Raw genomic sequence first — 23,494 nt, forward strand, 5'->3', positions numbered from 1 at the left:
CGATATACTCTATCGATGTTTCAATTTATTCGGTTTTCAAGGCAAAACGTTTATGAATAACGAGTTATTTATCGACGTTTTAACGCTGATAATTGGATAAAGGGGAATATTGAACAAATGCTGCTTATCCAGAGTTCAGGTTACTTACGATAAAACACAAAACGGTTACTTGTAAATACTAAAAATTAAACTTAGGGAAGTTATATGTCGTATGAAATACTCGTCGGTTTGCATGTTTTAGATGATCTGAAATATGAAGATTACCGCAAAGCCATGAAACCAATTCTGGCTGATTATCAGGGAGCATTTGGTTATGATTTTACCGTGTCAGAGGTATTAATTTCACCTGAAAATAGCGATATCGATATAAACCGGGTATTTACTATAAATTTTAGCAGTAAGAATAAAATGGAAGGGTTTTTCTCAGAGCCACAATACTTAGTGGTTAAAGAAAAGTACTTTGTTAATTCCGTTGGTAGCGCCACTATAATAGCGAGTTATGAAAAGTAGACTACTCTATTCGGATATTATTGTATGCCAGTAGATAGCCATTAATATTGAGATTATCGCTTTGTATCTTAAAGCTTTGCATGCCCTAAAGAACGATTCGAGCGTAATCTCATTATTTATAACTTTCTATTTAACATTCACTATTTATAAATCACTAAACAAGTTGATATTACGAAAACATATTTTTTAAGCTATCGGCTAGCCCAACAAAACGTTCTTTCATACTGCGTTTTACTTTAATGCTTACACCACTAAAAATAGCAAAACCTTCAATAATAATGGTTGGCCTGTTAGCACTATTTTTATTTACCAATGACGACCTTGTTTGGCTCGGTGCTAAATTATCAATACTGCCAAAAATACAAAATGCTTTTGAAATAACATTAATATTCTCAGGTACGTAAATAGTATCACCACTAAATAAACTAAATATTTTAATGCGCACCACTTCTTGGCTAAACTGAGCATCGGTGAAGTCGATATCTGTTCCACTAAAAACACTAAAATAGCGGGTTTCTTTAGCCACCTTCCAAACACCGCCACGGGTACTACCACTAAAAACATTAACCATATAGTCTAACTCTTCCGCTTCACCGGCAACATAGTTTGGCGATAAATCTTGCTTTTTACTTTCGACAAAAGCTTTATCAACTGCAAGAGATAAATCGTTAGTTAGCTCAACTAAATCTTGATGATTAGCCAATTCCATAGCTTGGTCTAATCTGCGCTCAAATGCCTCAAAAGATATTTCACCATGGCTATAGTTCATGATCAGTTGATCAATCACTTCACTACGTACGGTTTCAATCGGTCTATCTTCAAGAGTTACTGACATATCTTTTCCTTGTTTAAGCTGAAGCTATACCTTGTCTGAGCCTAAATTTAAGCCTGAACTGTCATTTTTATTTAAAGGCAAACTAAAACTAATGAGTTAACGAGTTGTTATTTATTAACAGATAAAGCAAATGTTGCGCCATAAATATAAACATATAAATTCAACAACTTATAAAACAAGTAAGTGTAAGTTTTTGTTAAGTGAACTAGATATTAGCTTATTTGACCAAAGTTATAAAAATAAGGCTAAGTAAACTTCACGTTTAGTATATCTGAAATGCGCCAACATCAACTGCCTGAAGTTAGCACATATTTCATATTTACATTGTTATACCTCTTTCACGTGGATATAAAATAGCTCTTCCAACACTGAAAAATCGCCAGTAGTAGCTATAGTTTGCCAAGTATTTTTGGGATAGAGTCGAATTTTATCACCGCCAACTCTTGCATCAATGGGCATATTAAAATCATCAACATCTGACTGCCATCGATATCTGACCTGCCCTTTCGATTTTGATACTTCGAGTGTAGGTATAGTATTAAAATATAAATATTGATCGAATACCTTTTCAAAATCATCATTAAAATATTGATTAAAGAAATTCAACACATCAACTGTATATAAATGCGATTTCTTAAAACCGGTGGTATACGCCTTCACGCCTGCCCACCATTTTTCATCATCATTAACTATATGCCTTAGGGTATTGATAAATAATGTCCCCTTAAAATAGATATCTGATGTTGGCCAATGAGCTACCGAGGGCTGCCCTATGATAGGAAATTTATTCTCAACCTTATTTTTATAACCGTTTATATATTTTATTGCATCGTCGTAGCCAAATTGATCTTCAACATAAACAGCTTCTGCGTAGGTACACCAGCCTTCATGGATCCAAGAATCAGAAAAATCATAACTGGTTAAACTATTACCAAACCATTCATGGCCTGTTTCATGAATAATAATAAAATCGAATTTCAGCGACACACCAACACCGGTCCAATCGGCTGTAACGTCTGGCCCACGGTTATAACCATTTTGAAAACCATTACCATAAGTCACTGCACTTTGATGTTCCATGCCGGTATAAGGTGCCTGAATTAATTTATAACCGTCGTCAATAAAAGGGTATTCACCAAAATATTTTTGGTAGGAAACCATCATAGGTTTCGCTTGTTTAAACTGTTGCTTGGCTTTGTCTAAATCTTGCGGCAATACATAATAATCAAGGGTTAATTGCCCGAGTTTTTCACCAAAATGTACGTAATTACCTATATTTAAAGAAACGCTGTAATTGTTGATTGGGTTAAGTGTTTGCCACACATATTCGGTATAACCATCTTCTAAAATATTGGTTTGTATTAATCGGCCGTTTGAGATGTTTTTCAGATCAGAGGGCACTGACACTCGCATTATCATATTTTCAACTTCATCAGGTTGTTGATCCTTATTTGGCCACCAAACCATAGAGCCAGTACCTTGGCAGGCAGTATTGATCCAATGTTTTCCTAATGAATCCTTCTTAAAGGTAAAGCAACCAAATCGCCCTGTTGCTTGTGGGTAACCAGAGTAATGAAAATCGACTTCCTCAACATCGCCTTTTTTCAGCGTATTAGGAAAAGTGATATAGACTGTATTTAGCTCTCGCTCATACTTAAGCGGGTGACCATGGTAAAGAATTTTATCTATATTAAGGTTTTGATATAAATCTAACTGAATCTTATTGTCTGCTTTAAGCATTTTAAAGCGTATTTTATTATTACCCGAAATATGTTTGTTTTCGGGATCAACTTTAATGGATAAGTCATAACTGAGTAAATCATTATTCGAGCGATATTCGCTATAATTCCCCCACAACTTATTCTTTTTTGGGTAGCTAAGTTGTTGCTCTGCCACTAACAACTTTTCATCGTGCGCCATCACAATAATATTACTGGTTAACTCAGTCACACTGAGCAGTTGTGGTCTATGATATTTAGCTTTGATTTGTACAAATTTAATGACTGAATCTACTATAACTTTCCCTTGAGAATCACTTCTATAAGCAACACGGGACTGCTTATCATAAATAATGGCACCTTCAATAGCTTGTTTATCTTTTGAACTAACAATGATGAGCTCAGTATCACTGGCAAAACTGGCTATGCTGGTAAGATAAACAAATAGAAATAGTAATAATTTAGTTAATTTCATAATTAAATAACTCTGATAAATGGAACAAGTGACCAGCCCTTTTGGGTTGAGGTAATTGTTGAAATAACAACTACCTCAACCAAAGAGAACTGGCTAAGCTTTACAATAATGGTTGCAGTTTGGCCTACTGACGATTAACTCGTCACGCCAGAAATAAATACGATGGCAATAGCAACGGGCACTAAGAAGCGTATTAGTAGCTGCCAAACTCGAAAGGCTGATGCTTTTAAGCCAAGCTCTGCTTGCATTTCCTTAGCAGGAATGCGCCAGCCAACAAAAATTGCCGTTAATAAACCGCCAATAGGTAATAAAATACTGGCCGAAATATAATCAAGACTTTCAAAAATAGTCTTACCTTCAAGTAAAGATATGAAACCAAATGGGTGAAACTCTTTTATTAGGTTCAATGACAGCACTGAGCTGATGCCCAATAACCACATAACAAAACCACTAGCAAAAGTAGCTTTTATTCTCGTTAAAGAAAACTTTTCAGCTACCCAAGCAATGATGGGTTCAAAGTTGCCAATACATGAGGTAAATGCGGCGGCAATAAGTAGTAAAAAGAAGATACCGGTGAATAACTGGCCACCAGGCAAGTCTCCTAGGGCAATAGGTAGTACTTGAAAAACTAAACCGGCACCGGCATCAGGCGTTAAACCATGAGCAAAAACCAAAGGGAAAATAGCAAAACCTGCCAACATGGCCACCAAGGTATCTGCGAAAACAACAATAAAAGCATTTTGAGTAATTGAAGCTTTTTTAGGTAAGTAAGAGCCGTAGGTCACCATTACCGCCATCGCAATACCAATAGAGAAAAACGCTTGCCCCAACGCCAGTAAAAAGGTTTCTCCCGTTATTTGAGAAAAATCAGGCGTTAATAAAAAGTTCACTGCTGCGGAAAAGTCTCCAACCAAAGCGGCGTAAATAACCATGATAATTAAACAAACAAATAATGATGGCATCAAAATACTGACTGCTTTTTCTATGCCGCCTTTTAAACCTCGTGCATTAACTAACATAATGATAACAATGACTAATGAGTGCCAAAACAATAACCGCATGGGATCAGACATCAGCTCATTAAAAACGCTTTTTGACTCTTCAGCATTAATGCCGTTAAATTCACCAACCACCGCCATCGTAAAATAATCCAGAGTCCAGCCGGTGATCACTGTGTAAGTTAGCATCATCATAAACACGGCTACGATTGCCATACCGCCAACACCAGACCAACGAGATGATAAATTATTTTGTTTCGCCACTTCTTTAAAGCTGCCAGCCGCAGAAGCCGCATTTTTTGCACGGCGGCCAATTGCCCACTCTGACATAACTAGCGGCACACCAATGCAGAGTGCGCATGCAAGGTATACCAAGACAAACGCTGCACCGCCATTTTCACCGGTTACATAAGGAAAGCGCCAGATATTACCTAGCCCTACAGAAAAACCGATTGAAGCCATAAGGAAAGTCAGCCTTGATGACCAGTTTTCATTATTACCTTGTCCTGCAATTGCAGCCATTTTTTACTCCCAGTAGATAAGCACACATTATTTAGCTGTAATTTTTGTATTAATTACTCGTGTTGCTGCAATGAATACAACTAAAACAAGTAGCTATTTAACGGTGTTTTATATATTTAGTTAGCGATTTCTATTTTTATTAATAACAAAATAATTATTTTTACCTAGCGCCTATGTCATTAGCCGTAAGAAAAGTGTCACCAATATCTATTTGGGTGTTACCAATGAAAACCAACAAAAAAACAAACACCACAACCAGCTGATTTATAACATTATTTTAACATTACCAGCTGTTTTATTGAAAATTTTCATCACGTAAAAAATAGCCTTGAAATTTTAAGTATATTGTATACATTGATGTAGTCTGGCAATTATCTTACGCAATTTGTAATGCTTAATAACTAAAGGTTTTACCAAAATGAGTACTTATAAATGTGAAAGAAATTGCTAAGCAGATAGGTAGGAATGATGTAGTTAATTAAAACAGTTGAAGTTGTACTGAATTATTTAACTAACAGGGAAAGTGATTAATCTTTGCTAAAAAAAACAATATGAGGATATCAAAATGATAAGTAACAGGGTCACAAATAAAAAAAATAATGCCACTTGCTATAAAACAGCGCTGGCATCACTAGCAATGTCGGTAAGCATGTTTAGTAATGCTGCCACAGTGAATACTCCACCAACGGCTGAGAGTATTATCAATTTAAGTAAACCGGGTTCACATGCTCAGTCGCATAAACATAACAGCCCTGTAGCTCAGTCATCAATCCCTTATAATGCCGGTGAAAATATACTGCGTTATAACTATAACTGTGGCTCAAAAATTTCAATTCGTTCAGAGTCTTATATCACAGCTGAAAACTTACAAGCGGTATGTGATGAATTGATTTCTGAAGAAGAACGCTACCACCGATTAATGAAAACAGCTAAGCAGCCTTTATCTGGTGATAATAATACTACCGTGCAAATTAATGCCTTTAAAGACTATGCTTCTTATCAATATAATGCTGCGCAAATTTTTGGTATCGACACCAATAATGGTGGCATGTATTTAGAAGGTGATCCGAGTGTGCCCGGTAACCAAGCCAGTTATGTCACCTATATTACCGATGATGGCAGTAGTTGGTGGATAATGAACTTATCTCATGAGTTTAATCATTATCTTGATGGTCGCTACAACATGGATGGTAACTTTGCCACTTACATGGAAAGCTCAAATAATGTGGTTTTTTGGTTAGAAGGTTCGGCAGAATATGTTGCTTGGGTTGATTGGCCTTATGATTATGCTCGCGAATTGGCCGAACAAGCAAACTACTCCCTTGCCGATGTTGTTAATACCACGTACGAACATGATACCGGTCGCATTTATAACTGGGGTTATTTGGGTGTTGCTTTTATATTTGAACGTCATCCTGAAGCACTTGATACTATTTTATCTTACTTTAGAAGTGGAAATTATTCTGCTTATAACAGCTATATTCAAAACTTTTCTTCTCAAAACGGCAGTGAATGGTACGAATGGCTACAATGTACTGCAACCTATCACGACAGTCCAAACAATGAGTGTTGGGATCATACACCCACCACTGATCCCATAGACCCGGTTACACCGGGTGAAGGCTCATGTGCAGCTATGGGACCTTATTCAGGTAGAACGTCAACCACGACCTCTATTAATATAGAAAACTTAACCAACCAAACGCTACAGATCCGCTGGTTACAAGAAGATGGCACCTTATATTCTAATGTTTACGATGATGCTTTTGCCCCAGGTGAAACGTTTAGCCGTACTTCTTATATTGGTGATAAATGGGTAGTAACAGATACCAATGAAAGTTGTGTTGAGTTATTCACCACAGTGACCAATGGTAATTTCAAAGTTGAAGCTGATGACGATGTTATTATAACGCCAGAAGATAATGAATTAACTAAAGCTAGCAGCAAGAACCTTGCTATTGCCAACGCTGGAGATGTAAAAGACTTTTTCATTGAAGTGCCAGCAGATGCCAAAAACGTAACTTTTAGTGTTGCAGCAAACAATGGTGATGCCGACCTTTATGTGAAAAAAGGTAGTATGCCAACTACGAGCAGTTATGACTGTAAATCTGATTCACCAGATAGCAATGAGAGTTGTAGTGCTGGCGATGGCGAAGGTACTTATTTTGCCTTAGTATCTGCTTATGCAGGATTTAGCGGTGGCTCAATTGTTGTTGACTATACAGTCGATGACATTGTTATACCTACACCAGATTTAGTGCCAGATGCTTCTTGTAACCTTGAAGGACAAGCCTATAGCCGTAACGGTACTTCAACAAACTTCACGATTAATAACAACAGTGAAACGGGTTTGAAAGTACAATGGTTGTCAGCGGATGGCTCTCGCTATAGCAAAGTATATAACGACAACTTTGCCCCAGGCGATAGCTGGAGTCGCGGTAGTTACACCGGCGATAGATGGATAGTTACTGACCAAGCAGGTCAATGTATGAAAGTTATCACCGTTGAAAGCAATGGTAACTACAACATGCTAGGTGATGATCCAATTATTATTCCAGATCCTGTTGGGGCCATTGGTTGTCAAGGTGGTATTCAAGCTTACCCTAGCAACATGCCAAACAGCTACTATTACACACGTTTATGTAGCTCAGGTACTGGACTGCCTATTATCTCAGGTCGTTACGCATCTGATGCGGCGCTTCATAGAACAGCATTTCTACTCGATAGTGTCATGCAAACGGTTGATAGCCGCGTAGTACCTATGATGGTTGCCAATGGTTTCCGTCATGGTGTTATGGGTACATATCCTTCAGAATTAACAACTTGGATGCCTGAATATAGTCACCTTGACTCTGCATTTTGGGATGAACGTGCCCGTGGTTTAGGTGGTATGCCTTCAGTACCTTTAGGTTCAAGTGCTGAAGAAAATGCTATGTGTCATTCTAATGACCGCTACCTAGGTGAAGATATTACCATTCATGAATACGCGCACTCTTTACATCTACTTGGTTTAGATTATGTATTTCCTGGCTTTAGCTCAAGATTACAATCAGCTCATGCAAATGCTAATTACTACAGCCTTTGGGGTGCTGGTCATTATGCAATGAATGATTATAAAGAATATTTTGCTGAAGGTGTGCAAAGCTTCTTTAATGCCAATATGGGTGGTGGTCCAAATACACGTAGTGCACTACAAGCTGCAGACCCAACTTTATATGGCATCATCTATGAGATATTCGGCAACAGCCCTTATTACCGTTCATGCCCATAAGAAGGCTTAGTAGAATTTGATAAATTGAGGCACTTCACCTATTGAAGTGCCTCAGCTCAGAACACCAATACCTTACAGGTGTTCTAAGTTTACATCTTGTTGTGTCTTAGGGAGTTACTTTTTTTGTACATAATTCAACCTGGTCTGTCGTGTTTACTAGGTAGTCCAACTGATAAGTATTAATGATTTTGCTATTGTTATTAATGCCAATTACTTCTTACCTTGCCTTCATACATGGGGCAAAACGCTGCTAAGTTGACTTAAAAATAAAGCTTACCCACCCCAGTTTGTTTTCATTCTGGGGTTTTTTACTTGCTAATCTAGGTGAATTTCATGTTAAAGCTAACAGAATTTTATTTTGAGTCTCTCGGTGATTTATATCGGTCAATTTATCGATAATTGTTACTGGGTAACTCAATAATATTGCCATAAATGTCCAAAAAAAAAGTATTTCAACTTATTGCAAAATATTTCATTATTTTTTCATGGTATTAACAGTTGTTACATTGTCATCAGCTGAGTCATATCGGTCATGAAAAACAAACAACAATCAAACACATCAAAATAAGTAACTGTAAAATATACAGTTAACAACAAAAACACTCTTTATCATGGCTTTACTTTTAGCCCCGACCCTAGCTCTTGACGTCGATTTTATATTGTATACATTTGTAGTGTTTTTATTATTAAAGACACTGGAATAGACAAATATTTATCAAAAAGATACAAAACAAACACAAAAAAAGATCAAATAAAATAATAAATATAACAAAGTCATTGTTACCAAGTCAGGTTAGGTATTTAGCCCTGGCATAACAAAAAACTGTATCACTATCGTGATTAAGGGAAAAAAATGTATAACAATAATAAAGTCGCTAAAGCTATAAGAATTGCCATGATGATAGGTGCTGGCAGCACCCTGTCATTTTCAAACACCGCTTTTTCAGCTGAGCCAAGTGCGACTGAAGAAGTAGAGCGTATTCAAGTTACCGGTTCACGCTTAAAACGCACTGATATGGAATCAGCAAGCCCTGTGACGATAATTACCGCAGCAGATCTGAAGATACGAGGTATCCAAGATGTAGGACAGTTTTTACAAAGCAGTGCAGTCATGTCAGGCTCTCCTGCCATGACCACTACCAACAATGGTGGTAATGGTAGTACCGCCGTTGAGCTGCGTGGTTTAGGCTCAGAACGGACTTTGGTGCTAATTAATGGCAGAAGACCTGCCACCAGTGATTTTCAAACTATTCCAGCTTCAATGATTAATCGCATTGAAATATTAAAAGATGGTGCATCAGCAACATACGGCGCCGATGCAGTAGCCGGTGTAGTTAACATCATTACTCGTCGTGATTTTGAAGGGGTGGAGTTTAATGCTCAGCAATCAAATTCTTTCGACGTTGATGAGAATTCACAAACAACCATCAGTTTAGTGTTAGGTAAAGCCTTTGACGATGGTCACTTAGTTTTTGGTGTTGACTATGTCGACCAAGATGCCGTCTATCAAGGTGATAGTAGTGTTGAATTCCTCAACCACCCTTGGTCTGTTAGCCCATGGAGCGCTACCGCTGAGCAAGATGAGCTGTCTTTTTGGAACAACGGTTTAATTCCGCCAAATCAAGCTGGTGGTAACGTCACCTCTATTGGTAGTGGCTCAACGCCTTGTGGTCAATACTATATGCAAGGTCGTCCTAATCAAACTAATGCTACCTGTGATGGTGGTGTCGCGAGTATTGGTGATATGCGTGATTTCGTTAACCCTGACGATACCTATAACTACGCACCAGTAAACTTTTTGCAAACCCCCTACAAAAAATTGAACATGTTTGTTGAAGGAAGTTTTGAATTTAACGACAATGTTACTTTCTACACTGAAACGCGCATAAACAAACGTACGTCACGTCAAGAATTAGCCGCAGTACCTTATGATACCCGTTACGATCCAGCTTATAGCGGCATACTGCCTGATGGCACAGACTTTAATGGCGTATCTAAAGACAACTACTACAACCCATTTGATGAAGACGTTACGCGCTCACGTCGTCGTATGTTAGAAGGTGGTCGTAGCTTTGAACAAGACAATGTTGGTTTCCAACAAGTTATTGGTATGGAAGGTGAATTCGGTGATGGCTGGACTTATGATTTAAATTACAATTATGGTTACAACCAATATTCACTAACAGAATTTGGTCAGCTCTATGGACCAAACCTAGCTAAAGCTATGGGCCCTTCTTTTAAAGACGCTGACGGAAATATTGTTTGTGGTACTTCCGCAGCACCAATTAACGATTGTGTATCTATGAACGTATTTGGTGGCCCTGGTTCAGTTACCCAAGAAATGCTTGATTATACCTCTGCACCTTTATCTAGCTCTGGAAATTACACCCTACAAACACTTACCGGTTTTGTTGGCGGTGATATCTATGAATTACCAGCAGGTATTTTAGCCGCGGGTGTCGGTTTCGAATATCGTGACGAAAAAGCTGAAAACCAAGTAGACTCGGGTAAGTTTATGGGAGAAGTAACTGGTAATACATCAAAAGCGACTAATGGTGAATTTGATGTAACCAGTGTTTTCACTGAAATCAGAGTACCTTTGTTAAGTGATTTACCTGGCGTAAAAAGCATAGAGGTACCGATTGGTGTTCGTTACGATGACTTTGAACTCTTTGGTTCTTCAACGACTTACCAACTTGGTCTTGAATGGCATGTAATTGACGGTTTATTGGTGCGTAGTACCTACGGCACTGTGTTTAGAGCGCCAACAATGTTCGATCTTTATGCTCCATCGGGTGATTCTTATCCGTTTACCAGTGACCCATGTAGTAGTGCTAACTGGGGTGATCTAACCAGTGCTCAACAAGGTAACTGTCAAGCTGATAATGTACCTGTTGGTGGCAGTAACAATGTCGATGGTCAACAACGTTCAACCGTTGGTGGTAACGATAGCTTAACGCCTGAAGAAGGTGACAGCCTAACAGTTGGTATTGCTTATTCGCCTGATTTTATTGAAGGCTTAGGTTTAACACTTGATTATTGGGCAATTGATCTTGAAAACGTAATTGACGCTGTTGGCGCTGGTGATTCATTAGACGGCTGTTATAAAGGTGGCGTTACCTCACTTTGTAACAACATTGTTCGTGACAGCAGTGGTGAAATTACTGATATTAGTGAGCGCTCAGAAAATTTAAGTGCTATGACAGCTAAAGGCATTGATTTTGAAGCAAATTATACCTTTGAAGCTTTATCGGGTGAGTTCTACTTAAACCTTTCTTGGAGTCACTTTTTAGAGCGTGAAAACCAGGTATATAATGCCACCACTTTCATGTTCGAAATGGAGGACTTAAACGGTCAGTTTGAAAACGATAACAGTTACGCCACTGACAAAGTAAACTTCACCACTAACTATACCTTAAATAACCTCAACTTAAGTTATGCTGCGTACTTCATTTCAGGGCTAGAGTATGATGATTTGTTATACTACGGCAGCACACAAAATGATGCTACTGACCCAAGTGCAGGCAATCATATGTATAGTGTTGATTCCATTTTATATCACGATATAACAGCCAGTTATAGCTTCGATACCGGCACCACACTTTCTGCTGGTATTACTAACATAACCGACGAAGAGCCGATTTATATTGAACCGGCGCAAAATGGTAATACTGATGAAAGTAACTACCGTTTATTTGGTCGCAGCTGGTTTGTTCGCTTTAGCCAACAGTTCTAATGTTAGCTAGTTAACGTTTCATGGACTAAAACCAAAGCCACTATAGTTATATAGTGGCTTTTTTAATGGTTATGATTATCAATAATCAGAGTGTTTAAAGTAATTAACTTAAAATTTATTTATGGGGAATAAGGTGAAGAGATGATTAATGTCTGAAAAATCAACTTTATAATAACAAAGTCATTAATGGAAAATAACATCAGTTTAGCCATCCAATACATAAAAATGGCTAGTAATTATCATCCAAAATTGCCATTGAATATTACTTACTGCATCCATTGAATTATATTAGATTTACTACAAGTGAACTAGGTTGACTTCGTGCCCTAATAAGACATGAGTCACAAATTAATTGCCTTATATTCCCTAACGTATCGGTTAAAAGGTAATCTTTGTATTACGAAAGGTAACTTAATCCTTTTTAACAGCAGCCAATCTAATACTACCCCCTCATATTACTCCGTATTTATACAGTTGATGTCATTTCTGCCTGTTTAGTGAAATAAGGCTGAAACCTGTATTTCACACATCAAACAGTCTGTTGGTTTTGTAATTTATTAGTACTTATAAAAGTACTCCCTTAGCTTAATCAACAATAATCATATAAATTGATACAAAATTAGTCAGTTACTTGCTAAAAATTATTCCAAATTTATTTTTATCTGCATCCAAAAAATACGCCTCATGCCCACCAATATCACTTGTTATTGGTTTGCCCGCACAGGTAGCACCTAACCTTAATGCCACTTGATAAATCATAGTAACTTCTGCCGGAGAGTCTGCTTCTAAAGCAACAGTCAATGAATGATTTTTTTTAGCTAATGATGATTTGTTTTGTTCACAAACCATTAAACCAACATTATCATTTCGGCATTTCCATAAAATTTTAGAGTTATTTTGCCTCGTTTTTTTGGCGCCAAATAAGCCGAGCAATGCATCATAAAAAATCTCAGCATTTGATATGTTTGCTGTGGGTAATATTATATTACTGATCATTTTATATCCTGAAGTAAAGTTAGCGATAGTTATGTGTAACAAGTAATATCAAGCCGTATAAGTACCAAAGTCACCAAGCACCTTGTGACTGTTGTCAAAAGCCTTATTGGTGCACTTAAAATACCGTTCCATTGCCACTAAAGTGAATACTTACCCAAAAATAACGCAATTTGACCCATCTTTGATAACAAGTAACTTAAAGATAAGTATGCATTAAAAGGCACTGAAACTGCGTTAAAACCTTTATCTATATGTTATGGCAAAAAAACATGCATTAAATTGAAAATATTTACTTGTCATAAACTGTCGCTAGTCGGTAACCAAGTAACAGAACAAAGTAACCAATAACAACAAAAACACATAACCCACTGTTTTAAATAAATATAAATAGTCATCCAAACTTATCCCATTGTCACTTAAGGGCTATTGACCCTAGTCCTTTCTTGGTTATCATTCCAATAGCTTCTGCTGAAGCTGCATATAAAACATGAATAAATCTTATAAAAAAACCAATAATAAGGGACAACTTATGAACTATCGATTATTCAATAGCGTTACATCGCTGATGAAGAGTATCAAGGCATGCGCCGCGATATTTATATTCACCATGGGCTCACTCGCTCAAGTACAAGCAGCTAACTGTAGCCAGCTTAACCAACCGGTTAATTTGTCTGTGGTCAGCAATACTGGCACCGCAGTTACCATTCAATGGGATGATGTTTATGGTGCTAATAACTACCAACTACAAACCTATATCAATGGCGGCTACCAGCAAGTTTCAAGTACGAATAACCAAGCAACCGTCAACAACCTTTCACAAGGTTATTACTACTTTAACGTTACCGCTAGCAATGCCTGTAATGAGCAAAGTGTAGCAAGTGAATGGTTTGCGGTTGATATAACGGGTATCGCCCAATGTGTACCACCTACCACGCCAACCAACCTAGCGGAGTCAAACTTAACGGGTGATAGCTTCACTGCTCATTGGTCTGCAGTATCGGGTGCGACAAGTTATGAATTACAACAATGGCATGACAGTTCAGGTTGGTTAAATGTTAATACAACAACAGCCACAACTTATGATTTCACTCAACTTTCTGCTGGTACAGAATACATACGTGTAGGTGCCATAAATGATTGTGGAGGCAGTGACTACAGCGGTTATATCACAGTAGCAATAAGTGGTGAGGTAACTGTTGAGTGTCCAAGCGCCTTAGCAAAAACACAAGAGTTAGCAGCAAGTAACATCACCAATAACGAATTTACCTTAACCTGGACAGCCGTTACTGATGCTAATAGTTATGATGTGCAGTTATGGCAAAATGGCGCTTGGTCGACACTCGATAACACCGCTGAATTGTCATATCAATTATCGAACCTTACCATGAGTGCAACACAATATGTTCGCATTGTTGCCCGTACTGATTGTGACGAAACAATTACCAGTGAAAGCCAGTGGATAAGCGTTATCTATGATGACAGTGTTGTTATTTGTCCTGAAAGTTTAGCTAAAGCAACAAACTTAGTCATAAGTAATACCACCGCTGATTCGTTCACTATTACTTGGGATGCAGTCAACGATGCCGATAGTTATGATATTCAGTTATGGCAAAACAGCTCTTGGGTAACTGTGGCAAGCTCTAGCAGTAACAGTTACCAACTAACTGATCTACCATCAAGTTCAGATCAATATGTGCGCATTGTTGCAAAAGCAAGCTGTGATACAAATTTGACTAGTGAAAGTGCTTGGACCTTAGTTAATTTAGTAAGTACCTGCCCTAGCCAGTTATCAACTCCTACAGGCTTAATCTTAAGTAGCGCCACTGAAAGTAGCTTTAATGCGCGTTGGAACTCAGTTTCAGGCGCAACAGCTTATAAAATTCAATTATCGAGTAATGGTACTTGGCAAAACTTGGCAACACAGGCCAGTGTTAGTAAAACCATCAGTGGCTTAACTGCTGGTTCATACCAAGTTAAGGTTGCAGCGGTTTGTGACAATATTGAAAGTAATAACACGGCTGCACAAAGTATCGTTATTTCAGCGCCTCAAAGCTGTAATTTACCGGATGTTAATGGCGGAATTGATATTGGTAAATACGGAGAATCTTTTGATGACTTCTCAGTAAGTGGTAATCTTTATGTACAAGGCAACGGCTTTAATCCAAGTAATTACACCATGAAAGTTACTTGTCAAGGTGATTACGGCCATGTCAGTAATGCCACTGATTACAACGATGATAACTACGTGCCGTTTGCCTATAGTTACTCTCATTTTGGTGCTCGCTCAAGCAATGTTGAATCTATTCAGTTTGAAGTGCGCAGCGGTGGTTATATGTCGCGTAAAACACTGTCTTGGAACTTAAACTTAGGTACACAACAATCTCCAGTACAACCGTATTGCGATAACATTAATATTGACGCAGATGTTGATGGTATTCCTGACTGTGCAGAAGAAGCCGGAAAAACTTTCTTTGGCATGCCAGTACACACTTGGGGTGCTCGTAAAGGTATTACCGATTTGTTTATTGAAGTTGATTACATGAGCAAAGCCAGCTCAGGCGATCACGGCACTGAGCCAAGAAAAGAAGTGTTTGATAAAGTCAAAGAAGTGTTTGCCAACCGTGGTTACGCTTTGCATTTTGATGTCGGTGGTTTATATGGCTCAGGCCCTGAAAATTACAATTTAGGTGGCGGTCAAGCGGTGCAATACTCTCCGTGGATTGGTCTTTCTGATTGGCGTAATGAATACAACGGTAACCATGCAGTACCGGGTATGAAGAATAATGATACTTACCCTGGAGTATTTAGTTACATGCCGGTTTATTTTGATAATAAACCAGAGCGTGCCCGCCTATTTTACTACGCCTTATTTGCCAGCTCACAAGCAGCCGGTGGTGAAGGCTCTTCAGGACAAGCACCTGATTACTTCGATCACTACTTCTACGTCGCACTTGGCTCACCATCACAAGCAACAAAGAGTCGCTGGTACTTAAATGCTGATAATGACACAGAGTTAAACCGCATGATAAACAGTCAATCTTCAGTATTTATGCATGAGCTAGGACATATTTTAGGTTTAAGTCATGGCGGCTGGCCAGACAGTTACCCTAATTATGAACCAAACTATAAGCCAAATTATACCAGTGTAATGAACTATGCCTACGCCTTAAGTGGTGTACCAAACAATGGTATTGGTTTTACCGAAAATGAAATGATTCAAGACCGTCATTACGTAAGTGTCCGCCGTGATAAAAATGCTGGCTGTATGGCATTACTTGAAGATAAATATGGCGCAGGAGTTTCTCGTCGTAACTTCCCAGGTGGCTTAGAAACTAACTGGCAAAGTTATAATTTAGATTACTCTTACGGCAACCACGCCAGCTTTAATGAAAGTAGCTTTAACGAGGCTTATGTACTTGGCGGCTTAGATCTTAATTGCGACGGCTCAGTCAGTAATCGTAATATCTCGTATAACATTAACTATGATACTCACGCACCTGATTATGTTTCTGGTAGATACGACAACATGCGTGATTTTAATGACTGGAATAATATTTACCTTTATTACCGTCATTTAAACTACTCAACAGATGGTAACTTCCTAATGGCAGCTAATTTGGCAGCTAAACATGCCATTGAACCAGCAAATGTAGTGCCAGGGGCAATATCATCTCCACAATCTGCGCCAATACCTAGTGCTACAGCAGTGCCACTAAGGCCGGTGCAAACCACTACTAGACCAATTGGTGTACTCGAACTACCGATGTCTTTGCAGGACACTGAAAAATAGCAGTGCAAAGTTAAAGTATATCTAGAACACAATAATCATAATGCGCTTTTACTTCGGTGCTTGGCTGTTTAACAGCTAAGCTACCTAGTAATCGCGCATTATTTTCATCTGATAGCTATTCCGACTAACTACTCAACATAACTGCCCTGCTTTGCTGCCCTATATTCTGCCTGCATAAATGCCCAAACAGCGACAATTCCTACGGCTGAAATCAAAATAAGCATATTCATAAAGCTAGACCAACCACCAGCGCTATCAGCCAATCTACCGCCAATAAAGGCAAATATCGCGCTGGCCGCAAAACCAAAGGCATCAATTAAACATACCAAAGTTGCACTATGACGACCGCCATATTCAATAGAGAATATCGACATAGGTAGGTAATAAGCGGGTGAAATTGAAAAAGCGAATATAAAAATTGCTACCAGCGCCACTAAGTAATTCAATTGTGTGTTCAAATTAAACAAAGGCAAATATTGTAAAGTAAGCACACTCAATAAACTCAGCATCAGCGATATGGTTAATACTGTCCTGATGCCCTGCTTTGAAAAGCGATCGTAAAAGGCGATAGCCGTCAGCAGCCCGACCAAAGAGCCTACAGGAAAAACGGTAGAGGCCATTGCTGCCTGTGACGGCGTCAATTGGTAACTTTCCATCAAGTAAATAGCGACAAAATCCAAAAAAGCCATCATGCAAGTGAGCACCATCAACATGATCACCACTAGCCAAACCCTAGGGCTTTTTGCAAAATTCACTATTCCCGCAACCGGGCTGGTATTCTTGAGTGGATGATTATATCTATTCTCTAGCGCCTTTTTTTCTGCCAGAGCAGATTCAAAATTATCGGCATTTCTATTTTTATCGGTATTACTATCGTCATTCGTATTGCTACTGCTTTTATTTTCATCTACTTTAAAAAAGTCAGGTTCTTCAGGAGTTTCTTGCAAATAAAAATAACAACCAACAAAAATGACTAGCGCAAAAGCTGCCGCGATAAACGCTACCGTGCGCCAATGCATAAAGCTCAACAACCAACCAAAAAACAGCGTCGCCAACACCACGCTTAAGCGCGAGCTAGTCGCGAGAATACTCCACACTCGACCATAACCTTGTGGGTGATACCACTGCCCTATCAATTTTGTCATTGCAGGCCAGCCGGAAGACTTAGTGCAATAAAGCAGAAATGAAAAGCCCGTAAAGATCATGACATTAGGCGAAAGTCCAAAGGCGATAATAAATAACGCGGTAAGGAAAATGCCAACTAACATTGTAAATCGTCCACCAAACTTATCGGCAAGCGGACCCCAAATCAGTTTACCAACCAGCGCACCTAAGGTGCCATATGCGGCAAAGTCGCCAATATTGGTTTTGGTTAAAGCTAAAGCCTCATCGGCAAGTAAAGCGGGACTGAGAATAGTGACCATTTGACGACAGATCATCATGGCGGCATAACCCAAATACATGGCAATGATAATATTCATTTGCTGTGGAGGTCGGTTAGACATAATCTTTCCCAGAGCAATCAACACTAGTGCTACTGACTATAATAAGCAGTGTCGATGGCTCTTTTTAAGGTTAATTGCTAAGTATTAATCTTAGCTTAAATTGACACTAAGTTATTCAATGGTTTAGGTCAACTGAGCAAAGGCAAGTATTGGCAGTAACCAATCTAATTAGCAAAAGCTAATGCTCAGTTGGATTATTTCATTGATTAGTGAAAATTTGAAAATATAATAAGCGTATCTTCATACTCATTGAAGTTAGCCAATTTCAGTAACTAATAATTAATTACCTGAAAAATCTGCATTTACTTCTATAATTATCATTCTTACCTTTATTTTAAATTTAATTAGAACAAGGATGTACAAAATGAGCTATTTATCAGGATCAACCTCTTCTCGTCCAGACTTAGATTGGAGTCAATTAAAAGAAACTATCGTAATGCTTAATTTGGCCGTTACTCAAATTGATCAATCGATGAATGAGGGCAACTCTTCTGTTTCAACTTTATCGACGTCATTTACCGGGTTAGCAACAAATTTAAGTGATATTCAGAGCTCTATTTCACAATTACATCAAGAAAATGACAGTAGTACTAAAATGAAGTTAATAATTGAAGGCTCTACTTCTACGGCCCTTGATAAAGTACATTCAGCGATAATAGCTTTTCAGTTTTACGATAAATTAAGCCAAAGGTTAGATCATGTTAGTGAAAGCCTTAGCTCTTTAACTACGCTTATTAGTAATCCTGAAGAATTATACTCACCTATTGCTTGGCAAGCCTTACAAGAAACAATTCGTAGCAAATATACTATGGAAGAAGAGCGTCGAATGTTTGATAGAGTGGTTTCCGGAGTACCTATTGAAGAAGCATTAATTGAATTTAAGCAAGACATGGCAAACAAAAGTAGCTGCGAAACAGAAGAAATCGAACTATTTTAGCTGGAGACAAATATTTTAAACCTGCTCTACTTGACCAAGTCACGTAGTATTAAAACTAAAGGACCGTTTTTAATACTACGTGACAGAAAGCCGTAAGCGCTAAATAATACTTAGCAGTATACTTTGTATCGATAATACTCAAAGCAATCTAAAGTAAAACCTAGCGCTCAGTTATCTGAAGTTTATTCTCGTAAAGCCTTCTCCCAATTTATAGGCTCTCCCCCCAACAAATGAAAGTGCAAATGAGCAACAGTTTGGCCGCCATTATGGCCACTATTTGTCATCAGGCTAAAGCCATCCTCTGTTAATCCCATCAGTTTGGCAATCTTCGCCAATGATTTTATTAACGCTATAATTTCTTCATCACTTGCGCTAGTTGAAAAGTCAACTATTGAGCGATATTGCCCTTTGGGAATAATAAGTACATGTACTGGCTTTACCGGATGAATATCCTCAAAAGCTAAAACATATTCATTTTCAAAAATAATTTTCGCTGGAATTTTTCCCTGTAATATTTTGGCGAAAACATTATTACTGTCATATTTACCTATGCCAGATACTGTTTCATTACCAGCTAAAGTATCGCTAGAAGGCATTAACAATAACAAAACAAAAAATAGTCTACTTATCATGGGGGAAAATCATATATATTTTACGTTAACAAATATAATGAACAGTTTTTCAAATGAAAGGAAGCAGTAAATGAGTCAGTTGAATATTTCCCGCAGAAGACTACTAAAAGGAACCTTGCTCACAACAACAATACCTGCGGCTGGCATAACGATGGCAAATGCTTTTCAAAGGGATAGCACAGCTAATGTTGTAGCTCCTTCATTGAAAAAAGGCGATACCATCGGTTTTTTTTCTCCTTCAACGCCAGCAACAAGTTTCGCATTTAAGCGCTTTGAACGGGCAAAACACTTCATGGAGAAAAAAGGCTTTACACTGCAAGCTGGCAGTTTAACTGGCATGTCAGATAATTATCGTTCTGGTAGCATTCAAGCACGAGTAGAAGAATTAAACATCCTGATTCGAGACCCCAAAGTACGCTGCATAATGGCAACAATGGGTGGTATGGTTTCAAATTCTATGTTGCCTTATATCGACTACCAAGCACTGAGAAAAGATCCAAAAATAATAATCGGTTATTCTGATGTTACCGCCTTGTTGTTTGGCATTTATGCTCAAACAGGGATTATTACTTACTATGGTCCAGCACTTGTCTCATCGTTTGGTGAAATGGGATACTTTTTAGATCAAACTTATCAATATTTTTATAATATGGTTGAAAGACCAAAGTTGCCTCACACCATTAAAAACCCTGAGTTTTGGACTGAAGATTATATTGATTGGCAAAAACAAAGCAAAGAAAAAAGTAAATCAGTCAACAAACTAGTCACGATTAACCCTGGCAAGGTAACCGGTAGACTCATTGCTGGAAACTTAAATACCATTCAAGGAATTTTTGCTAGCCCTTACATGCCAGATATCAATCAAGGTGATATTTTACTGATAGAAGATAGTTTCAAAGATGCTGCAACAGTGGAACGCTCTTTTTCTCACCTTAAAATAACCGGCATATTTGACCGTGTTGGCGGACTAATTCTAGGGAAACATGAAAAATTCGACGACCAAGGCACGGGGAGAAAACCCTATCAAATACTCATAGAAGTCATGGGGATAACTAACATCCCTATCTTGGCCGAATATGATTGTTGTCATACCCATCCTATGATTACTTTACCTATTGGCTCTATGGCGACTTTAAATGCTGACCAGAAAAGTATTACTATCGAGTCATTTTCTAACCTGTAGAATAAAAATATGAAGCATCAGCTTCCCTTTCTGACTGCCTTTTTACTGGTCGGCCAAAGTGCAATTTAATGTTCAGATAGCATGTTTTTTTCCATAATTTTTCTTGAAATCAGTCAGAACATTTTTTGTACTAATTTGTATGTAAAAAAGATGGTATAATCCGTTCAATTATTCAACATAGATAGAGAAAAGTAGTAATGCGGATCAAATTAACCCAAGACCTAGTATGTGGCAATGACACTTTTTTAACTGGAGAAGAGTACGAGGCAGTATTAATATTACCTCGTTCAACAACTGTAGAGTTTGTTGCAGATTCAGGTAAAAAAGTCAGAGCATTTAGTTATGAGTATGTGAAAGTAACACCTGCATCAGACATCTAGCCAAATTAATATCATCATGATAATTAGTATTAGAACCTAAACAAAAAGACTGACATTAATTAAGCTGATTAGCGAACCTTCCATAATTGATTAGACATCTACAGTTTAACTTCTGTATCGATTTCCATTTATTGCTAGATAAAAATCAGCTTAATTTAATGTTGCTAACCGTGGGCTTTAAGCCTCTTAAAGAATTAGAGCTAATTAGCCAGGTAGGATAATATTTTGTAAATATTGCTCCAAGTTGAACGACCGATCAGCATGGCACTTTAGTCGCCTAGTTATAACTAGTCTGCATCCACAAAATCAGGGAAACGGGATGCCTTGATTTATTTTCTGGTTAGGTGCCAATTACCCCATAACCTCAAGTCGTAAATAAATTGACAAGAAGAACATGCTCTTAAAAGTGTTCCGTCATATGACAACAGGTAGTATGGCTGGAATAAACACCTGGAAAAATCAGAAACTAACAATAAATGTTAGTTCAGGGTAGGTTGAGGAGCAATTGTATACGGCATTGCAGTCTGTAAACTTTTCATAGACAATTCCTCCACCAATCGAAACACTATTATTTGTGCTGAAATAAGCGCCCACACGATATCCATATGAATTTGTATCATCGATTTTTATGCCATTATAATCGCCATAGAATGTCCGGCGATAAAATGCCCCTAGGTATGGTTTGACTACTTTTGGTTGAGTAAAGACATAAGTTATCTTGGGACTAATCTTTGTTATCGATGGATTGCCGGAAAACCAGTGTTGCACATCTAGGCCAAATTCCAAGCCCTCTGCTAGGTAAAAACCGGCGCCGACGCCCAGAATGGTGTAATTATCATTAAAGGCCGTCCCTGAGCCAGCAACAATACCAACGCTCGTCGAGTCTTTTGAAAATGCAGTACTAATACCATTAGTACCAGCACTAACTGCAAAAGCTGTATGGCTAGAACCAATATAAATGAAGAACACTGCCAACCATAAAATTATTTTCATATCATATCCTGAGTATTTATTATTCTGCCAATTTTAATCAAGCATTAAGCTTTCTTTGTCGTAGTTCGATTGAGCAAAGATTGCTAAGTTGAGAAACCGATAACAAGAAAGAACACAATAAAGGGCTCCAAGCACCACACTCGAATAGTCTACTGGAGATCGAATCCGCAATATGCAAGTAAGAGTTAGCTTATTATGAATACAAAAACTAATCAAAACATTAATCTAGGTGTTGATTCCGGAAATTTTCAACTGGACATTTATATCTGTCCATTGACATTTATTTTGCTATTTCAAATGATGTGAATGTATTAGGGAAGCTTCTGCTGACCGTACTGGTAGCAATCCTCAAACCGGTGCAGAGTGCTAGATTTCAGCGACAAAAGACCGGCTTTAAAAGTTGGCAAAGCAATAAAAGACACTGTTACCGGTGAGTCATTCCAGGTCACTATTGTCTCTTAATAGGAAGAGTCCTGGTTTATTTTATTGACTGCGATTTAAGCCAGGTAATTGCACTAGCTTTATCTTCAAATTGTTTAGAGTTTTGACAGTCTCTTGCCGGAGTTCTACTTTCCAAAATTGTCATAAGTATCTGCGAGTTTATGATCACAGCTTTTGCGACCATATTCTGATTATTTAACCAGATATTACATTCATTAATCTTCTCAAAAACTTCTGGGGTAGCCCCTTCGGTTTGGGTGTAATCGAACAATAATTTAAAGTCTTTTTGAGCAAAACTTTCAATGATTAATTTTAGCTCAGTAATTACTTTAACAATACCTTCAAGATTAAATGAGCCAATAGCTTTAACAAAAATTATATCACCATCAACCGAGATGGAACTTTCACCATGTTCAGTAGCCATAATATTCCTCCGAAGTCATAAACCTCATTAAGAGGCTAAACGTTCTCATAATGATACTTCCTACTTGTGGGTAACACTGTGATATAGCACCGCGTTAAGGTGCTAATAACGCTACCACCTAACCCGAACACTTTCATCAAAAGAAACG

The 23,494-nt window shown here is 38.0% G+C and carries 15 protein-coding genes and 1 pseudogene; 8 read left to right on the forward strand and 8 right to left on the reverse strand.

Translation table 11 applies throughout. The features are described 5' to 3' along the window. Positions 1–204: 204 nt before the first annotated feature. Positions 205–510, forward strand: a complete 306-nt coding sequence (locus GAB14E_RS15170; protein WP_033081620.1) for a DUF1330 domain-containing protein — start codon at positions 205–207, stop codon at positions 508–510. Between the two features lie 169 nt (positions 511–679). Here the strand turns inward: GAB14E_RS15170 and GAB14E_RS15165 are convergent, their stop codons facing one another. The 3 genes from GAB14E_RS15165 to GAB14E_RS15155 form a co-directional block, all read right to left on the reverse strand. Further along, on the reverse strand, positions 680–1,345 hold the full coding sequence (locus GAB14E_RS15165) for a LiaF domain-containing protein (RefSeq protein WP_033081621.1): 666 nt from the start codon (positions 1,343–1,345) through the stop codon (positions 680–682). A gap of 327 nt (positions 1,346–1,672) precedes the next feature. Beyond that, entirely contained in the window at positions 1,673–3,538 is a 1,866-nt protein-coding gene (locus GAB14E_RS15160; protein ID WP_231562009.1) for a M1 family metallopeptidase, read from the reverse strand. 134 nt (positions 3,539–3,672) lie between these two features. After that, the gene (locus GAB14E_RS15155) at positions 3,673–5,058 is read right to left on the reverse strand and encodes a sodium-dependent transporter (protein WP_033081622.1); all 1,386 of its coding nucleotides are present in this window, start codon (positions 5,056–5,058) and stop codon (positions 3,673–3,675) included. 565 nt (positions 5,059–5,623) lie between these two features. On the opposite strand from GAB14E_RS15155, the gene GAB14E_RS15150 reads away from it, so the two are divergent. Then, positions 5,624–8,329 carry a collagenase gene (locus GAB14E_RS15150; protein ID WP_033081623.1) on the forward strand — a complete coding sequence of 902 codons (2,706 nt, stop codon included), beginning with the start codon at positions 5,624–5,626 and terminating at the stop codon, positions 8,327–8,329. 853 nt (positions 8,330–9,182) lie between these two features. Next, positions 9,183–12,065: a TonB-dependent receptor plug domain-containing protein gene (locus GAB14E_RS15145; protein ID WP_033081624.1), complete on the forward strand. Its 2,883-nt coding sequence runs from the start codon at positions 9,183–9,185 to the stop codon at positions 12,063–12,065. Between the two features lie 627 nt (positions 12,066–12,692). On the opposite strand, the gene GAB14E_RS15140 is transcribed toward GAB14E_RS15145, so the two are convergent. Further along, positions 12,693–13,061, reverse strand: a complete 369-nt coding sequence (locus GAB14E_RS15140; protein ID WP_033081625.1) for a VOC family protein — start codon at positions 13,059–13,061, stop codon at positions 12,693–12,695. A gap of 529 nt (positions 13,062–13,590) precedes the next feature. On the opposite strand from GAB14E_RS15140, the gene GAB14E_RS15135 reads away from it, so the two are divergent. Then, complete coding sequence (locus GAB14E_RS15135) at positions 13,591–16,851, forward strand: fibronectin type III domain-containing protein (RefSeq protein WP_197061170.1); 3,261 nt, start codon at positions 13,591–13,593, stop codon at positions 16,849–16,851. 128 nt (positions 16,852–16,979) lie between these two features. Here the strand turns inward: GAB14E_RS15135 and GAB14E_RS15130 are convergent, their stop codons facing one another. Then, positions 16,980–18,356 (reverse strand): MFS transporter, encoded by a 1,377-nt coding sequence (locus tag GAB14E_RS15130; protein ID WP_033081627.1) that lies wholly within the window; start codon positions 18,354–18,356, stop codon positions 16,980–16,982. A 364-nt stretch (positions 18,357–18,720) separates the two neighbouring features. On the opposite strand from GAB14E_RS15130, the gene GAB14E_RS15125 reads away from it, so the two are divergent. Continuing rightward, positions 18,721–19,293 (forward strand): hypothetical protein, encoded by a 573-nt coding sequence (locus GAB14E_RS15125; protein WP_033081628.1) that lies wholly within the window; start codon positions 18,721–18,723, stop codon positions 19,291–19,293. A gap of 182 nt (positions 19,294–19,475) precedes the next feature. On the opposite strand, the gene GAB14E_RS15120 is transcribed toward GAB14E_RS15125, so the two are convergent. Continuing rightward, positions 19,476–19,925 (reverse strand): HIT domain-containing protein, encoded by a 450-nt coding sequence (locus GAB14E_RS15120; protein ID WP_197061171.1) that lies wholly within the window; start codon positions 19,923–19,925, stop codon positions 19,476–19,478. A 70-nt stretch (positions 19,926–19,995) separates the two neighbouring features. Between GAB14E_RS15120 and GAB14E_RS15115 the strand changes: the two genes are divergently transcribed. Beyond that, a complete protein-coding gene (locus tag GAB14E_RS15115) occupies positions 19,996–21,108 on the forward strand; it encodes a S66 family peptidase (RefSeq protein ID WP_197061172.1) in 1,113 nt (370 codons plus the stop codon). A 197-nt stretch (positions 21,109–21,305) separates the two neighbouring features. Next, positions 21,306–21,488 (forward strand): hypothetical protein, encoded by a 183-nt coding sequence (locus tag GAB14E_RS15110; RefSeq protein ID WP_033081629.1) that lies wholly within the window; start codon positions 21,306–21,308, stop codon positions 21,486–21,488. Between the two features lie 459 nt (positions 21,489–21,947). Here GAB14E_RS15110 and GAB14E_RS15105 read toward each other — a convergent pair whose 3' ends face one another. Then, the gene (locus GAB14E_RS15105; protein WP_033081630.1) at positions 21,948–22,481 is read right to left on the reverse strand and encodes a hypothetical protein; all 534 of its coding nucleotides are present in this window, start codon (positions 22,479–22,481) and stop codon (positions 21,948–21,950) included. Positions 22,482–22,676: 195 nt separating this feature from the next. On the opposite strand from GAB14E_RS15105, the pseudogene GAB14E_RS24775 reads away from it, so the two are divergent. Continuing rightward, positions 22,677–22,783: pseudogene (locus tag GAB14E_RS24775) on the forward strand (IS110 family transposase); the annotation flags it as partial. A gap of 176 nt (positions 22,784–22,959) precedes the next feature. On the opposite strand, the gene GAB14E_RS15100 reads toward GAB14E_RS24775, so the two are convergent. Continuing rightward, complete coding sequence (locus tag GAB14E_RS15100) at positions 22,960–23,346, reverse strand: hypothetical protein (protein WP_033081631.1); 387 nt, start codon at positions 23,344–23,346, stop codon at positions 22,960–22,962. Between the last annotated feature and the right edge of the window lie 148 nt (positions 23,347–23,494).

The organism is Colwellia psychrerythraea (assembly GCF_000764185.1).
Lineage (GTDB): Bacteria > Pseudomonadota > Gammaproteobacteria > Enterobacterales > Alteromonadaceae > Colwellia > Colwellia psychrerythraea_B.

Coding starts and splice junctions, on each gene's coding strand:
- GAB14E_RS15170 (WP_033081620.1), top strand. CDS start 205: ATGTCGTATGAAATACTCGTCGGTTTGCATGTTTTAGATGATCTGAAA.
- GAB14E_RS15165 (WP_033081621.1), bottom strand. CDS start 1,345: ATGTCAGTAACTCTTGAAGATAGACCGATTGAAACCGTACGTAGTGAA.
- GAB14E_RS15160 (WP_231562009.1), bottom strand. CDS start 3,538: ATGAAATTAACTAAATTATTACTATTTCTATTTGTTTATCTTACCAGC.
- GAB14E_RS15155 (WP_033081622.1), bottom strand. CDS start 5,058: ATGGCTGCAATTGCAGGACAAGGTAATAATGAAAACTGGTCATCAAGG.
- GAB14E_RS15150 (WP_033081623.1), top strand. CDS start 5,624: ATGATAAGTAACAGGGTCACAAATAAAAAAAATAATGCCACTTGCTAT.
- GAB14E_RS15145 (WP_033081624.1), top strand. CDS start 9,183: ATGTATAACAATAATAAAGTCGCTAAAGCTATAAGAATTGCCATGATG.
- GAB14E_RS15140 (WP_033081625.1), bottom strand. CDS start 13,061: ATGATCAGTAATATAATATTACCCACAGCAAACATATCAAATGCTGAG.
- GAB14E_RS15135 (WP_197061170.1), top strand. CDS start 13,591: ATGAACTATCGATTATTCAATAGCGTTACATCGCTGATGAAGAGTATC.
- GAB14E_RS15130 (WP_033081627.1), bottom strand. CDS start 18,356: ATGTCTAACCGACCTCCACAGCAAATGAATATTATCATTGCCATGTAT.
- GAB14E_RS15125 (WP_033081628.1), top strand. CDS start 18,721: ATGAGCTATTTATCAGGATCAACCTCTTCTCGTCCAGACTTAGATTGG.
- GAB14E_RS15120 (WP_197061171.1), bottom strand. CDS start 19,925: ATGATAAGTAGACTATTTTTTGTTTTGTTATTGTTAATGCCTTCTAGC.
- GAB14E_RS15115 (WP_197061172.1), top strand. CDS start 19,996: ATGAGTCAGTTGAATATTTCCCGCAGAAGACTACTAAAAGGAACCTTG.
- GAB14E_RS15110 (WP_033081629.1), top strand. CDS start 21,306: ATGCGGATCAAATTAACCCAAGACCTAGTATGTGGCAATGACACTTTT.
- GAB14E_RS15105 (WP_033081630.1), bottom strand. CDS start 22,481: ATGAAAATAATTTTATGGTTGGCAGTGTTCTTCATTTATATTGGTTCT.
- GAB14E_RS15100 (WP_033081631.1), bottom strand. CDS start 23,346: ATGGCTACTGAACATGGTGAAAGTTCCATCTCGGTTGATGGTGATATA.